We start from the raw sequence: 15,156 nt of genomic DNA, 5'->3' as shown, positions 1-15,156 counted from the left end.
GCTACAATCTTGAGCGTGAGCCAGCTACTGCTTTTACTTTTAGCTTGTAGCTAAAAGCACGTAACTGAAAAGCCCTGTATCAGCAGGGCTTTTTCGTTAATGTTGGGTTAACTTAGCGAGCTAACGATAACCGTCATTTGCTCCACCAAAGGCCCGGTGCAGACGTTCGCGTCGGCACAAGAGAGCCGCATTAGCCTGAGTCGATCTGCGCGAACCACACCGCTGATTTTCCGGCGGCAGATTGCTCGACCCCATAACCACTAAAAATATGCGGGCGTGCCCATGATTACCCTGAAACTCAACGGTCAAGACCATCCCCTCGATGTCACCGAAGACATGCCGCTGTTGTGGGCGATTCGTGATGTTGCCGGTTACAACGGCACCAAATTCGGCTGCGGCATGGGCCTGTGCGGCGCGTGCACCATTCATATCGATGGCTTGCCCGCGCGCAGTTGCATCACGCCGATTGGCTCGGTGGTCGGCCAGAACGTCAGCACCATCGATAACCTGCACGCCGACCCGGTCGGCCAGGTGGTTCAGCAAGCCTGGCTCGACACCGCTGTAGCCCAATGCGGTTTCTGTCAGGGCGGGCAGATCATGTCGGCCACCGCGTTGCTCAAGACCAATCCGAACCCCAGCGATGAGCAAATCGAAGAGGCTATGGTCGGCAACATTTGCCGCTGCGGCACTTACAACCGAATCAAAACCGCTATTCGTCAGGCCTCCACTCACTTGAAGGAGGCCAAGGCATGAGTCGTCTTCCGAATGATTTCGCCTTGAGCAACCTTAGTCGTCGCGGTTTCCTCAAGGGCGTCGGCGCCACTGGCGCGTTGGTGCTGGCCGCGAGTTGGGGTTGGCAGGATGCGTTGGCCGAGGACAAGCCGAAACAGTTCGGCGCCGATGGCATGCCCAATGGCTGGATCGATGATCCGAAGGTCTACGTCAGCATCGCCGCTGACGGCACCGTCACCGTTGTGTGCAACCGTTCCGAGATGGGCCAGGGCGTGCGCACCAGCCTGAGCATGGTCGTCGCCGATGAGCTGGAAGCCGATTGGGCCCAGGTCAAAGTGCAGCAGGCACCGGGTGATGAGGTGCGTTTCGGTAACCAGGACACTGACGGTTCGCGCAGCATGCGTCACTGGTACGAGCCGATGCGTCGTTGCGGCGCGGCGGCGCGAACCATGCTCGAACAAGCTGCCGCTGCGCAGTGGAAAGTGCCGGTCGGCGAGTGTCACGCGCAGTTGCATAAAGTGCTGCACAAACCGTCTGGCCGTGAGCTGGGCTATGGCGAACTCGCCGCCGCAGCTAGTGCGTTGCCAGTACCAGCGCGTGAAAGCCTGCGCCTCAAGCAGCCGTCGGAATTTCGCTACATCGGCAAGGAAGGCAGCAAAGCCATCGACGGCGTCGACATCGTCAACGGTCGCGCGGTGTACGGCGCCGACGTGCATTTCGAGGGCATGTTGTACGCGACTATCGCCCGTCCGGCGGTGTACGGCGGCAAGGTCAAATCAGTGGATGACAGCGCTGCGCTGAAAGTCCCCGGCGTGCTTAAAGTGCTACAGATCGAAAGCCGGCCGCTGCCTTCGGAGTTTCAGCCGTTGGGTGGCGTGGCAGTCGTCGCCAGCAATACCTGGGCAGCGATCAAGGGCCGTGAGGCGCTGAAGATCGAATGGGATGACGGCCCGAACGCCAGTTACGACTCGATCGCCTATCGCAAAGAGCTGGAAGCCGCCTCGCTGAAGCCCGGCAAAGTGGTGCGCAACACCGGCGATATCGACAAGGCCCTGAGCGGCGCCGCGAGTACGCTCGAAGCGTCGTACTATCTGCCGCATCTGGCACAGTCGCCGATGGAGCCGATGGTTGCCATCGCCCGTTACAAGGACGGCGTTTGCGAAGCGTGGGCACCGAGTCAGGCGCCACAAGTCACCCGTGAGCGAATCGGCGAGCGCCTTGGTTTGCCGTTCGACAATGTCACCTTCAATGTCACTTTGCTTGGCGGTGGTTTCGGTCGCAAATCGAAACCGGACTTCGTCGTTGAAGCAGCGATTCTCGCCAAAGAGTTTCCCGGTAAAGCAGTGCGGGTGCAGTGGACGCGTGAAGATGACATCCACAACTCGTATTTCCACACTGTGTCTGCTGAGTACCTCAAGGCGGGCGTGGGCAAGGACGGTATGCCTTCCGGTTGGCTGCATCGCACCGTGGCACCGAGCATCACTGCGTTGTTCGCGCCGGGCATGAACCATGAAGCGGCATTCGAACTGGGCATGGGCTTCACCAACATGGCCTACGCGATTCCCAATGTGCGTCTGGAAAACCCCGAAGCCACCGTGCACACGCGAGTCGGCTGGTATCGCTCGGTATCGAACATTCCCCATGGTTTCGCGATCCAGAGTTTCGTCGATGAGCTGGCACACAAGGCCGGCGAAGATCCGCTCAAATACCAGATCAAACTGCTCGGCCCGGATCGCCAGATCGACCCGCGCACCTTGAGCGAAGAGTGGAACTACGGCGAATCGCCCGAGCGGTATCCGATCGATACCGGGCGCATGCGCACCGTGTTGGAAACCGCCGCGAAAGCAGCCGGTTGGGGGCGCAAACTGCCGAAGGGCCGTGGTCTGGGTCTGGCGGTGCATTACAGCTTCGTCACGTACGTGGCGGCGGTGATCGAAGTCGAGGTCAAGGACGACGGTACGCTGATCGTGCACAAGGCTGACATCGCCGTGGATTGCGGGCCGCAGATCAACCCTGAACGTATCCGTTCGCAGTTCGAAGGCGCCTGCGTGATGGGCCTCGGTAACGCAGTACTGGGCGAAATCAGCTTCAAGGACGGCAAGGTCCAACAGGACAATTTCCATATGTACGAAGTGGCGCGCATGTCGCTGGCGCCGAAGGAAGTTGCCGTGCATCTGGTGACGCCGCCGGGCGACGTGCCCTTGGGCGGTGTCGGCGAACCGGGCGTACCACCAATTGCGCCGGCACTGTGCAATGCGATCTTCGCCGCCACCGGCAAACGCATCCGCAATCTGCCGGTGCGTTATCAGTTGCAGGACTGGCAGAAGGCAGAGGCGTAATGGACAGTGTCGACCTCAATGTCCTGCGCAGCGTCCTTGAATGGCGCCGCGCCGGGCAGCGGGTGGTGCTGTTCAGCGTGGTGCAGACCTGGGGCACGGCGCCGCGTGCGCCTGGCGCCATGCTCGCCTTACGCGAAGATGGCGTGGTGATCGGTTCGGTGTCGGGCGGGTGTGTCGAGGATGACTTGATCGCCCGTCTGCACGACGGCCGCATCGCCTCCGATGGGCCGCCGGTGCAATTGATCACTTATGGCGTGACCCGTGAAGAGGCGGCGCGCTTCGGATTGCCTTGTGGCGGTACGTTGCGCCTGACCGAAGAGCGCGTCGGTGATCCTGCGTGGGTTGCCGAATTACTGGCCCGTTGCGAGGCCCACGAGATTGTCGCTCGCGAGTTGAACATCGAAACCGGTGAAGTGCTGCTGTCGCCGGCAAGTAAATCCGATGCGCTGGAATTCAATGGCAAAACCCTTCGCGCCATTTACGGTCCGCGCTGGCGTCTGCTGTTGATCGGCGCCGGGCAGTTGTCACGTTACGTGGCGGACATGGCGCGACTGCTGGATTTCGAGGTGCTGATCTGCGATCCGCGCACCGAGTTTGTCTACGGTTGGGAAGAGCATCACGGGCGTTTCGTCCCAGGCATGCCGGATGATGCGGTGTTGAGCATTCAAACGGATGAGCGCACGGCGATTGTCGCGTTGACTCACGATCCGCGTCTGGATGATATGGCACTGCTCACGGCGCTGGATTCGCCGGCCTTTTATGTGGGGGCGCTCGGTTCACGGGTCAATAGCCAGAAACGTCGAGAGAATCTCGCTCAGCTAGGCTTGTCGGTAGAGGCGATCAATCGACTGCATGGCCCGATCGGTTTACATATCGGCAGTCATTCGCCAGCGGAAATTGCCTTGTCGTTGTTGGCGGAAATCGTCGCCATCAAGAACGGCGTCGAGCTGAAGCAGAAAAAAACACTGGAGGGCGCATGAGTCGATCCATTGCAGTGATTGTGCTGGCGGCGGGCGAGGGCAGTCGCTTTCGCCAGGTGGCAGGTACCGACAAGGACAAGTTGCTGGCGGACTGCGCCGGGCGTGATGGTGCGGTGCGTTCGGTGATCGAGCAGGTGTTGGTGAATCTGCCAGCCGAACTTGATAAGCGGGTGCTGGTGACGACTGAGGCGCGGCCACAGGCGATGCGCATGGCGCAGGCCTATGGCTGTGACGTGGTGTCGATTGAATCCACCGGGATGGGTGACAGCATTGCCGCAGGCGTTGCCGCTTGCCCGGATGCCGATGGCTGGTTGATTGTGCTGGGGGATATGCCGTTTATCTTGCCGTCGAGTATTGAGCGGGTGGTCGCGGCCATGGTTGATGATGGGGTGAGCGTGCCGGTGCAGGCTGGCGAGTTTGGTCATCCGGTGGGGTTTGGTCGATCGTTTGGTCCGGGGTTGCAGGGGTTGAGTGGTGATCGTGGGGCCAGACCGTTGTTCACGCAGGGCAGGGTGGTGGAGGTTGCCGTCGATGATCCAGGCGTTCTGTGGGATATCGATGTGCCTGGGGCTTTGGTTTTTGCCTCGTCTTGAGGTCTGTGTGAATTCCTTAGAAGCCCTCACCCTAACCCTCCCGAAACGTCGGACCGCCCAGAGGGAGAGGGGACTGACCGAGGTGTTCTTTCAAGGTACACCGACCTGAAACTTCGAGTCGAACTCCGGCCTTGAAGCACACGGAAGAGGGGACTGACCGAGGTGTTCTTTCGAGGTACACCGACCTGAAACTTCGAGTCGAACTTCGGCCTTGAAGCACACTGAGATCGGCTCCCTTTCCCCCTCGCCCCGTGGGGAGAGGGCTGGGGTGAGGGGGGTCGATCTAGAATCCACCACAAAAAATCGAGGCATAAAAAAGCCCCGCCAGGTTTTCATCAGGCGGGGCTTTTTAACGGCTTTGGAAATTACACGAGTGGTTTAGGCTCGTGCTCTTTTTCCTCGGCCTCTTGGTGTTGCTCGACCGCGTCCTGAACGGAGCGTGGTGCTTCAGCGATCACCGACTCAACCACGGCTTCTTCCGTCACCGGGGCAGGAGCTGCCTCGACCACTTCAGCAACCACGGCTGGCTCGGCAGCGACTGGAGCAGCAGCGGCAGCCAGTTCGGCTTCCTTCTGCAGACGCTCTTCTTCACGCTTGCGACGACGCACTTCACGTGGGTCGTTTGGCGCGCGGCCGCTTGGCGTCAGAGCGCTGACTGGCGCCGGTGCTTCAGCCACAGGAGCTGGCGCTTCGGCAACCACTGGTGCTTCGAAAGCTGGCGCTGGTTCAGCAACGACCACTGGCTCGGCAACTTTGGTCTCTTCAACCACAGGCGCTTCGAACACTGGCTTTTCAACAACCGGTGCTTCAACCACTGGCGCTGGGGTTTCAGCAACAGCCGGCTCGGCGACCCAGTTGAAAGCGGTCTGCTCTTCGCGAACTTCACGCACGGTTTCAGTCACGGTTTCTGCGACGGTTTCAACCACCGGCTCGGCAGCCACAACCGGCGCTGGCTCTACCTGAGGCAGGGTCTCTTGAACCGGTGCCACTTCGACTTCCGGAGCAGCAACGACTTCTACTGGAGTAGTCGCTTCAACAACCGGCGCTTCCACTGGAGCGGTTTCCTGAACAGCAGCGTTGGCGCGTTCGGCTTGCTCGTGGGCTTGTGCTTCAGCCGGGGCGCTGATCACGGTGCTGGCATCAGCGGCGGTAACTGCCAGGCCAGCAGCCAGATCGGCAGTGCTTGGGCCTTCGCCGTTTTCGCCGGCTTCGGATTCTTCCGAACCTTCGATCACGTTGCCGTTGGCATCACGCTGACGCTCACGACGGTTGCTGCGACGACGCTGACCGCGCGAACGACGACGTGGACGATCGCCTTCGGCGCTCTCCGAACCGTCTTCCGGCAGTTGCTCTTCGTTGCTGTTCACTTCTTCTTCAGCGACGGCAGCAGCGGCCTGTTCGGCGCGCGGTTGACGTTCTTCACGCGGCGGACGCGGTGCGCGCTCTTCGCGTGGCTGACGGGCCGGACGTTCTTCAGCGGTCACGGCAACGGCGGCTGCAGCAGCTGGAACGGCGTCCAGTGGCTCGCGCAGTTCACGTACGCGTTCTTCACGCTCGCCACGTGGCTTGCGATCTTCACGCGGCGCACGTGGTGCACGTTCTTCACGCGGAGCGCGTGGTGCGCGTTCCTCGCGAGCAACTGGCGCTTCGGCACGGGCTTCACGAGGCTCGCGGACTTCACGGGCTTCACGTGGTGCACGCTCTTCGCGCGGCTCACGTGGGGCGCGCTCTTCACGCGGTGCACGTTCTTCACGTGGCTTGCGCTCTTCATCGCGGCGACCGTTACGGTTGCGGCTCTGCTGACGACCGTTGCGGCGCTCTTCGTTACGGGCCGGACGTTCGCTGGCTGGTTTTTCAACCACAACCGGAGCGGCTGGCTCTTCCTTGGTGGCGAACAGGCTTACCAGCGATTTCACCAGGCCTTTGAACAGGCTTGGCTCTGGCGCGGCAACCGGAGCCGGTGCTGGAGCGGCAGGCGCGGCGGCTTCGGTCGGAACCGGAGCGTTGGCGCGGGCCGGAGCAGTCTTGACCGCAGCTTCCTGGCGAACCAGGGTGCGGGTCGCAGCGGCTGGCTGGACTTCTTCGACTTCGGCGGCGGCAGCCGCGATTTCGTAGCTGGACTGGTTGGTCGCGGCTTCCGGGCTGTCATCACGCAGACGCTGAACTTCGAAGTGCGGCGTTTCGAGGTGATCGTTCGGCAGAATGACGATACGGGCACGGGTGCGCAGTTCGATCTTGGTGATCGAGTTGCGTTTTTCGTTGAGCAGGAACGCGGCGACCGGGATCGGCACCTGAGCGCGCACTTCGGCAGTGCGGTCTTTCAGGGCTTCTTCTTCGATCAGGCGCAGGATCGCCAGCGACAGCGATTCAACGTCACGGATGATGCCGGTGCCGTTGCAACGCGGGCAGACGATGCCGCTGCTTTCGCCCAGGGATGGACGCAGGCGCTGACGGGACATTTCCAGCAGGCCGAAGCGCGAGATGCGGCCGATCTGCACGCGAGCGCGGTCGGCTTCCAGGCATTCGCGGACTTTCTCTTCCACGGCGCGCTGGTTCTTGGCAGGGGTCATGTCGATGAAGTCGATGACGATCAGGCCGCCGATGTCGCGCAGGCGCAACTGACGGGCGATTTCTTCGGCAGCTTCAAGGTTGGTCTGCAGGGCGGTTTCTTCGATGTCGCTGCCTTTGGTGGCGCGCGCCGAGTTGATGTCGATGGACACCAGCGCTTCGGTCGGATCGATGACGATGGAGCCGCCGGAAGGCAGTTCAACGACGCGCTGGAAAGCGGTCTCGATCTGGCTTTCGATCTGGAAACGGTTGAACAGCGGAACGCTGTCTTCATACAGCTTGATCTTGCTGGCGTACTGCGGCATCACCTGGCGGATGAAGGTCAGGGCTTCGTCCTGGGCTTCAACGCTGTCGATCAGCACTTCGCCGATGTCCTGGCGCAGGTAATCGCGGATGGCGCGGATGATCACGTTGCTTTCCTGGTAGATCAGGAATGGCGCGGAGCGATCCAGCGAGGCTTCTTTAATAGCAGTCCACAGTTGCAGCAGGTAATCGAGGTCCCACTGCATTTCTTCGCTGCTGCGGCCAAGGCCGGCAGTGCGCACGATCAGACCCATGTCGGCCGGTGCAACCAGACCGTTCAGCGCTTCACGCAGTTCATTGCGCTCTTCGCCTTCAATGCGACGGGAGATACCGCCGGCACGTGGGTTGTTCGGCATCAGCACGAGGTAACGACCGGCCAGGCTGATGAAGGTGGTCAGGGCGGCGCCCTTGTTGCCACGTTCTTCTTTTTCGACCTGAACGATGACTTCCTGGCCTTCGCTCAGGACGTCCTTGATGTTGACGCGGCCTTCAGGGGCTTTCTTGAAGTATTCGCGGGAGATTTCTTTGAGGGGCAGGAAGCCGTGGCGCTCGGAGCCGAAATCGACAAAGGCAGCCTCAAGGCTTGGTTCGATGCGAGTGATGCGGCCTTTATAGATGTTGGCCTTCTTCTGCTCGCGTGCACCGGATTCGATGTCCAGGTCGTAGAGGCGTTGGCCATCTACCAGTGCAACACGCAACTCTTCGGGTTGAGTTGCGTTAATCAGCATTCTTTTCATGTAGTACCGTCGGTTTCCGGGCTGCCGGAAACGGCGTTCGGCACACACGACTTCTCACGGTCGGTGTCAGGTGCGTCGGGAGTGGTTGGCCATTCCCGTGTCCAGCGATATGCGGCCAATTGGGCCGATACAGCGACGTACGCGTCCTGCTTGCTGTGGCTACTTAAGCACTCAGTCAGGAGGAGGAATCAACCGGCGGCTGTGGACGAGATGAAGCGTCTTGATAAAGCCTATTGCTACACAGTCCAGCGGTTGTGCATCTCCACCCTACACGTATCCCTGATAATTCGGGTGCTGCCGCGCGCAGAATCCGCAGCGGGTTGGCATTTACCGTGAGCTCCGAAAGGGGAAGTCACGCATCATGGCTAATTCAGGCGTTGTTTCCGAAGCATTCGCTCGGGGTCATCTGCAGCTGACTGCACTTTGTGAACTGGCCTTGAATGTGTGCCTGCCAGGCGAGTAAAAACTCTGCTCGGCGGTGTAATTCAGGCCTCATGTCACCTGCGCTTGTTACAACTGAAAACTCCACCGTTACGTAGCGAAAGCCCCGTAGGACGGCCTCGCGTCCTGGTGAATTGCGTTGGTCAGGGCCGGTTTTTGACCGTGGTTCCTCTGTCCAGGCCGCTTTTGGCGGCGTTCGCGACTATAGCAGCAATGATTAAGTGCTTCAATTCCATAAAAATTGTTATCATCCGCGGCATGACAACTACTGCCCCTTCGACTCCAGGCGTTCAATTGCTTGAAGTCTCGCCGGAGTATGCCGGCCAACGAATCGACAACTTTCTCCTCGCCCGGCTCAAAGGCGTGCCCAAGACCTTGATTTACCGCATTTTGCGTAAAGGCGAAGTGCGCGTGAACAAGGGTAGGATCAAGCCCGAATACAAGCTGCAGGCCGGTGATATCGTGCGCGTGCCGCCCGTTCGCGTGCCTGAGCGCGATGAGCCGGTGCCATTGGCCCAAGGCTTGTTGCAGCGCCTGGAAGCCTCGATTGTCTTCGAAGACAAAGCCCTGATCGTGATCAATAAGCCCGCCGGCATTGCGGTTCACGGTGGCAGTGGCCTGAATTTCGGCGTGATCGAAGCCTTTCGTCAGTTGCGTCCTGATGCCAAAGAACTGGAACTGGTTCACCGTCTCGACCGTGACACCTCCGGCCTGCTGATGATCGCCAAGAAGCGCAGCATGTTGCGTCACTTGCACGAGCAATTGCGCGGCGATGGCGTCGACAAGCGCTACATGGCGCTGGTTCGCGGCAACTGGGCGACCTCGATCAAGAAAGTCAGCGCGCCATTGCTCAAGAGCAATCTGCGTTCCGGCGAGCGCATGGTTGAAGTCAACGAAGAAGGCAAAGAAGCCCTGACGATGTTCAAGGTGCTGCGCCGCTTCGGTGACTTTGCCACCATGGTTGAGGCTAAACCGGTTACCGGTCGTACCCACCAGATTCGCGTGCATACCTTGCATGCCGGCCATTGCATTGCTGGTGACAGCAAGTATGGCGACGAGGATTTCACCAAGGAAATTCGCGATCTGGGCGGCAAGCGCCTGTTCCTGCACGCCTACATGCTGACCGTGCCGCTGCCCGATGGTGGCAAGCTGACCTTGCAGGCGCCGGTCGATGAAATGTGGGCCAAGACCGTGGAGCGATTGAGTGCGCCCATCTGATTACAAACTGCTGATTTTCGATTGGGACGGCACGCTGGCCGACTCCATTCACCGGATCGTCGAAGCGATGCATTCGGCGTCCGGGCGTTCCGGTTTTGAATTGCGCGATGATTTTGCCGTCAAGGGCATCATCGGTCTGGGTTTGCCCGAGGCGATTCGCACGCTGTATCCCGAAATCAGTGATGCCGAAATGGTCGCGTTTCGTGAGTATTACGCTGATCACTACATCGCCGCAGAAGCCGTACCTTCGCCGTTGTTTGAAGGTGTCGTCGAGTCGATGGCGTCCTTTCGCGATCAGGGTTATCACTTGGCTGTGGCTACTGGCAAAAATCGCCGCGGCCTGGATCGTGTGCTCAAAGCCAATGGCTGGGAAGATTATTTCGATATCACCCGTGCTGCCGATGAAACTGCGAGCAAGCCGCACCCTCTGATGCTGGAGCAGATCCTTGCGCATTGTGGTGTGCGTGCGGAGCAGGCGCTGATGGTCGGGGATTCGTCCTTTGATCTGCTGATGGCGCGCAATGCGGGGATGGATTCGGTGGCGGTCAGTTATGGCGCGCAATCGATCGAATCGCTGCAGCAGTTCGAGCCGCGCCTGTCGATCGACCGTTTTTCTGAATTGCATGCCTGGCTGGCGCAGCAGGCTTAATACGTTTTTGCTGGGGTGGATGGCATGACCGACGAATGGAAAGCACCGGCCAAGGCAAGTGCCGACGACGGTGATCAGAAAAGCTGGAAGCTATTGGAGAAAACGCTGCTCGCCGGCGTGCAGGAACAGCGTCGCTCGCGCCGTTGGGGGATTTTCTTCAAGCTGTTGACGTTTGTTTATCTGTTTGTGGCGCTGATTTTGTTCACGCCGCTGATGGACATGGAAAAAAGCGCCACGCGTGGGCCTAACTACACCGCGTTGATCGACGTCACTGGCGTGATCGCCGACAAAGAACCGGCCAGTGCCGATAACATCGTCGGCAGTCTGCGGGCAGCGTTCGAGGACAAGAAGGTCAAGGGTGTGATCCTGCGGATCAACAGCCCGGGCGGCAGTCCGGTGCAGTCGGGTTACGTGTATGACGAGATCAAGCGCCTGCGCGGCCTGCATCCGGAGATCAAGGTGTATGCGGTGATTTCCGATCTCGGTGCGTCCGGTGCCTATTACATCGCCAGCGCGGCGGATCAGATCTACGCCGACAAGGCGAGTCTGGTCGGTTCGATTGGTGTGACGGCGGCCGGTTACGGTTTTGTCGGCACCATGGAGAAACTGGGTGTCGAGCGTCGTACATACACCTCGGGCGAGCACAAATCGTTCCTGGACCCGTTCCAGCCGCAGAAACCTGAAGAAACCGCGTTCTGGCAGAGTGTGCTCGATACCACGCACAAGCAGTTCATCAACAGCGTCAAGCAGGGTCGTGGCGATCGTCTGAAAGATAAGGATCATCCAGAGCTGTTCTCCGGGTTGGTCTGGTCGGGTGAGCAGGCGCTGCCGCTGGGTCTGATCGATGGTCTGGGCAATGCCAGTTCGGTGGCGCGGGACGTGATTGGCGAGAAGGAGCTGGTGGACTTCACCGTTCAGGAATCGCCGTTTGATCGCTTCTCGAAGAAGCTTGGCGCCAGTGTGGCTGAGCAGTTGGCGATGTGGATGGGTTTCCACGGGCCTTCGTTGCGCTGATTCGTTGTAACGATCAAAAGATCGCAGCCTGCGGCAGCTCCTACATTAAACCCATGTAGGAGCTGCCGCAGGCTGCGATCTTTTGCTTTAAGGGATCTGCACGCCTTCTACCAGTAGCATGTCAATCAGGCGAATCAGTGGCAGACCGATCAGGCTGGTGGCGTCAGGGCCTTCGGTAGATTGAAACAGACTCACACCGAGGCCTTCAGCTTTGAAGCTGCCGGCGCAGTCGTACGGCTGTTCGATGCGCAGGTAGCGCTCGACGCGTGCTTGATCGAGGTGGCGCATGTGTACGGTAAACGGCACGCAGTCAACCTGGCATTGGCCGGTCTGGCTGTTGAGCAGTGCCAGGCCGGTCAGGAAGGTCACGCTGGCGCCGCTGGCGGCCATTAGTTGTTCGCGGGCCTTCTCGAATGTGTGCGGCTTGCCGATAATCTGCTCGCCGAGTACGGCAACCTGGTCCGAGCCGATAATCAGATGAGCGGGGTGGCTGTCAGCCAGTGCCCGGGCTTTTTGTTCGGCGAGGCGTTTGACCAGTTCGATGGCTGACTCGCCCGGGCGATGACTTTCATCGATATCCGGCGAGCTGCAGACGAACGGCAAGTGCAGGCGGGTGAGCAATTCCCGGCGATAGGTCGAGCTTGAAGCGAGTAATAAAGGCAGCATTCGCGTCTCCTGAGGCAGGTGCGAATTCTAGCGGAGGCACGCAAGTGACGGACAGGGCACAATTTCCTTTGACATGGGTGGGTGCATCCCTATAATGCTGCGCCTATGTTGAATGACCCGATTCCACCTCACGTTGACCCGCGCAAATTGGCTGACCGTGGCACCACCCTTCAAGGTGAACTGCTGCTGGCCGATTTGAAGAGACTCTGCGACCCGCTTTCCGACGATGTCGGTACGGTGCAGGCGAAATTCGTTTTTGAACGAGATGAACGTAAATCTGTGGTGATCCACAGCTTTATCGACACCGAGGTCAAAATGGTTTGCCAGCGTTGTCTTGAGCTGGTCACCCTGCCGATCCATAGCGAATGCAGTTACGCTGTGGTGAAGGAGGGTGCGAATACCCAGTCGTTACCGAAAGGTTATGACGTGCTGGAACTGGGCGAAGATCCATTGGATCTGCAGTCACTGGTCGAGGAAGAGCTTCTGCTTGCCTTGCCTATTGTGCCTGCTCATCATCCGGAAGAATGCCAGCAGCCGGCGGGAGCAGATGAGCCCGAACCGAGCGAGGACGAGGTAACGCGGTCCAACCCGTTCAGTGTATTGGCGCAGTTAAAGCGTGACCCAAACGTTTAGGAGTTAATCAATTATGGCTGTTCAGCAGAACAAAAAATCCCGCTCTGCCCGTGACATGCGCCGTTCGCACGACGCTCTCGAGGCTAGCACCCTGTCTGTAGAAAAAACCACTGGTGAAGTTCACCTGCGTCACCACGTATCGCCAGAAGGCGTATACCGTGGCCGTAAAGTGATCGACAAGGGCGCTGACGAGTAATCACTTGTCCGCTCAAGTCATCGCGATTGACGCAATGGGCGGGGACTTCGGTCCCCGCAGCATTGTTCAGGCCAGTCTTGCTTGCCTTTCTGCTACGCCCTCGCTGCACCTGACCCTCGTCGGTCAACCCTCCCTTCTTGAAGAATTGATCAACGGCCAATCGGCTGCCGATCGCGCGCGCCTGACAATTGTCGGGGCCAGCGAAGTCATCACCATGGACGAAAAACCGACCCAGGCCTTGCGTGGCAAGCCGGATTCGTCGATGCGTGTCGCCCTGGAACTGGTGCGTGATGGCAAGGCTCAGGCCTGTGTCAGTGCCGGCAATACCGGTGCGTTGATGGCGCTGTCGCGATTTGTATTGAAGACGTTGCCGGGTATCGATCGCCCGGCGATGGTGGCCGCGATACCGACGCAGAAGGGCTTTTGTCAGTTGCTCGACTTGGGCGCCAACGTCGATTGCAGTGCCGAGCATTTGCTGCAGTTTGCGGTGATGGGCTCGGTGGCGGCGCAGACGCTGGGCATTCATCGCCCGCGTGTCGCGCTGCTGAACATCGGCACCGAAGACATCAAGGGCAATCAGCAGGTCAAGCTGGCCGCGACGCTGTTGCACGCTGCGCGCGGTATCAACTACATCGGCTTCATTGAGGGCGATGGTTTGTACCGTGGCGAGGCCGATGTCGTGGTGTGTGATGGTTTCGTCGGCAATATCCTGCTCAAGTCCAGCGAAGGCCTGGCGACGATGATTGCTGCGCGCATCGAAGCGCTGTTCAAAAAGAATCTGGTCTCCCGTGCAGTGGGGGCTTTGGCGTTGCCGCTGATGAAGCGCTTGCAGGCCGATCTGGCGCCGGCGCGACATAACGGCGCAAGCTTTCTCGGTTTGCAGGGCATTGTCGTGAAAAGCCACGGTTCGGCCGGGGTTCAGGGCTTTCAGAGTGCTATTTCCCGTGCACTGATCGAGATCCAGGAAAATCTTCCCGAGCGCCTCCACGGTCGTCTGGAGGATTTGTTGTCTTAGGCGTTTTCGTCGGACAATGCTTAAATGTGACCGCCCGGTTCAAAGGGCCATCCAACTGTCAGTTTCTTGCGTCCCTCAGTGGGGCGTCATTTTTCGACGACAAGATCATTAGGGGCTTGTTACATGTCTGCTTCCCTCGCATTCGTCTTTCCAGGACAGGGTTCGCAGTCCCTCGGCATGCTGGCCGAGCTGGGCGCGGAATATCCGTTGATCCTCGAAACTTTCAAAGAAGCCTCTGAGGCTCTGGGTTATGACCTGTGGGCACTGACCCAGCAGGGCCCGGAAGAGCAGCTTAATCAAACCGATAAAACTCAACCGGCCATTCTGACCGCTTCGATCGCTCTGTGGCGTTTGTGGCTGGCGGAAGGTGGTGCGCGTCCGGCATTCGTTGCCGGTCACAGCCTGGGTGAATACAGCGCGCTGGTCGCTGCCGGCAGCCTGACACTGGCTGATGCGGTGAAGCTCGTTGAGCGTCGCGGTCAGTTGATGCAGGAAGCCGTTCCGGCCGGGCAGGGCGGCATGGCTGCCATCCTCGGTCTGGAAGATGCCGATGTGCTGGCGGCCTGCGCTGAAGCTGCGCAAGGTGAAGTGGTCAGCGCGGTCAACTTCAACTCGCCGGGCCAGGTGGTGATTGCCGGTGCCAAGGCGGCCGTTGAGCGTGCCATCGAAGGCTGCAAGGCGCGTGGCGCCAAGCGCGCCATGCCGTTGCCAGTGAGCGTGCCGTCGCACTGCGAGCTGATGCGTCCGGCGGCCGAGCGCTTTGCCGAATCCATCGCCGCCATCGACTGGCAGGCGCCGCAGATCCCGGTTGTACAGAACGTCAGCGCGCAAGTGCCGGCCGATCTGGAAACCCTCAAGCGTGATCTGCTCGAACAATTGTACAAGCCTGTGCGCTGGGTCGAGTCGGTACAGACTCTGGCCGCCAAGGGCGCGACCAATCTGGTCGAATGCGGCCCGGGTAAAGTCCTGGCCGGCCTGAACAAGCGCTGCGCTGAAGGCGTGGCGACTTCCAACCTCAATACCCCAGACGCTTTCGCTGCCGCTCGCGCAGCGCAAGCCTGAATCAGGAGAA

At 59.7% G+C, this 15,156-nt stretch carries 13 protein-coding genes; 11 read left to right on the top strand and 2 right to left on the bottom strand.

Annotation, left to right across the window (positions count from 1 at the left end):
- The first annotated feature begins 282 nt into the window (after window positions 1-282).
- Genes M5G26_RS14060 through M5G26_RS14045 form a run of 4 tightly spaced genes read left to right on the top strand, consistent with a single transcriptional unit; the run spans window position 283 to window position 4,644 of the window.
- Window positions 283-753: a (2Fe-2S)-binding protein gene (locus M5G26_RS14060; protein ID WP_134178193.1), complete on the top strand. Its 471-nt coding sequence runs from the start codon at window positions 283-285 to the stop codon at window positions 751-753.
- A complete protein-coding gene (locus M5G26_RS14055; protein WP_273915753.1) occupies window positions 750-3,071 on the top strand; it encodes a xanthine dehydrogenase family protein molybdopterin-binding subunit in 2,322 nt (773 codons plus the stop codon). Before M5G26_RS14060 ends, M5G26_RS14055 begins: the two co-directional genes overlap by 4 nt.
- Window positions 3,071-4,051: an XdhC family protein gene (locus tag M5G26_RS14050; protein WP_273915752.1), complete on the top strand. Its 981-nt coding sequence runs from the start codon at window positions 3,071-3,073 to the stop codon at window positions 4,049-4,051. Before M5G26_RS14055 ends, M5G26_RS14050 begins: the two co-directional genes overlap by 1 nt.
- Complete coding sequence (locus tag M5G26_RS14045; RefSeq protein WP_273915751.1) at window positions 4,048-4,644, top strand: nucleotidyltransferase family protein; 597 nt, start codon at window positions 4,048-4,050, stop codon at window positions 4,642-4,644. The genes M5G26_RS14050 and M5G26_RS14045 overlap by 4 nt, the downstream gene beginning before the upstream one ends.
- A 365-nt stretch (window positions 4,645-5,009) precedes the next feature.
- Here M5G26_RS14045 and rne read toward each other — a convergent pair whose 3' ends face one another.
- Window positions 5,010-8,252: a ribonuclease E gene (gene rne / locus M5G26_RS14040; RefSeq protein WP_273915750.1), complete on the bottom strand. Its 3,243-nt coding sequence runs from the start codon at window positions 8,250-8,252 to the stop codon at window positions 5,010-5,012.
- Window positions 8,253-8,951: 699 nt separating this feature from the next.
- Here rne and rluC point away from each other — a divergent pair.
- Genes rluC through sppA form a run of 3 tightly spaced genes read left to right on the top strand, consistent with a single transcriptional unit; the run spans window position 8,952 to window position 11,574 of the window.
- Entirely contained in the window at window positions 8,952-9,911 is a 960-nt protein-coding gene (gene rluC, locus M5G26_RS14035) for a 23S rRNA pseudouridine(955/2504/2580) synthase RluC (RefSeq protein ID WP_038364486.1), read from the top strand.
- On the top strand, window positions 9,898-10,560 hold the full coding sequence (locus M5G26_RS14030) for an HAD-IA family hydrolase (protein ID WP_273915749.1): 663 nt from the start codon (window positions 9,898-9,900) through the stop codon (window positions 10,558-10,560). Before rluC ends, M5G26_RS14030 begins: the two co-directional genes overlap by 14 nt.
- A 24-nt stretch (window positions 10,561-10,584) precedes the next feature.
- The gene (sppA, locus tag M5G26_RS14025) at window positions 10,585-11,574 is read left to right on the top strand and encodes a signal peptide peptidase SppA (protein ID WP_273915748.1); all 990 of its coding nucleotides are present in this window, start codon (window positions 10,585-10,587) and stop codon (window positions 11,572-11,574) included.
- An 87-nt stretch (window positions 11,575-11,661) separates the two neighbouring features.
- Here sppA and M5G26_RS14020 read toward each other — a convergent pair whose 3' ends face one another.
- Window positions 11,662-12,240: a Maf family protein gene (locus M5G26_RS14020; protein WP_273915747.1), complete on the bottom strand. Its 579-nt coding sequence runs from the start codon at window positions 12,238-12,240 to the stop codon at window positions 11,662-11,664.
- A 105-nt stretch (window positions 12,241-12,345) separates the two neighbouring features.
- On the opposite strand from M5G26_RS14020, the gene M5G26_RS14015 reads away from it, so the two are divergent.
- The 4 genes from M5G26_RS14015 to fabD all read left to right on the top strand — a co-directional run bounded on the left by M5G26_RS14015 (window position 12,346) and on the right by fabD (window position 15,146).
- The gene (locus tag M5G26_RS14015; protein WP_038364482.1) at window positions 12,346-12,873 is read left to right on the top strand and encodes a YceD family protein; all 528 of its coding nucleotides are present in this window, start codon (window positions 12,346-12,348) and stop codon (window positions 12,871-12,873) included.
- A gap of 13 nt (window positions 12,874-12,886) precedes the next feature.
- Window positions 12,887-13,069: a 50S ribosomal protein L32 gene (gene rpmF / locus M5G26_RS14010; protein ID WP_003179396.1), complete on the top strand. Its 183-nt coding sequence runs from the start codon at window positions 12,887-12,889 to the stop codon at window positions 13,067-13,069.
- 4 nt (window positions 13,070-13,073) lie between these two features.
- Window positions 13,074-14,084 (top strand): phosphate acyltransferase PlsX, encoded by a 1,011-nt coding sequence (gene plsX, locus M5G26_RS14005; protein WP_273915746.1) that lies wholly within the window; start codon window positions 13,074-13,076, stop codon window positions 14,082-14,084.
- A gap of 123 nt (window positions 14,085-14,207) precedes the next feature.
- Complete coding sequence (fabD, locus tag M5G26_RS14000) at window positions 14,208-15,146, top strand: ACP S-malonyltransferase (RefSeq protein WP_038364480.1); 939 nt, start codon at window positions 14,208-14,210, stop codon at window positions 15,144-15,146.
- Window positions 15,147-15,156 lie beyond the last annotated feature (10 nt).

This window comes from Pseudomonas sp. TNT2022 ID642 (assembly GCF_028656995.1).
In the GTDB taxonomy this organism is placed as follows: Bacteria; Pseudomonadota; Gammaproteobacteria; order Pseudomonadales; family Pseudomonadaceae; genus Aquipseudomonas.
This window is presented reverse-complemented; position numbering and strand designations above follow the sequence as displayed.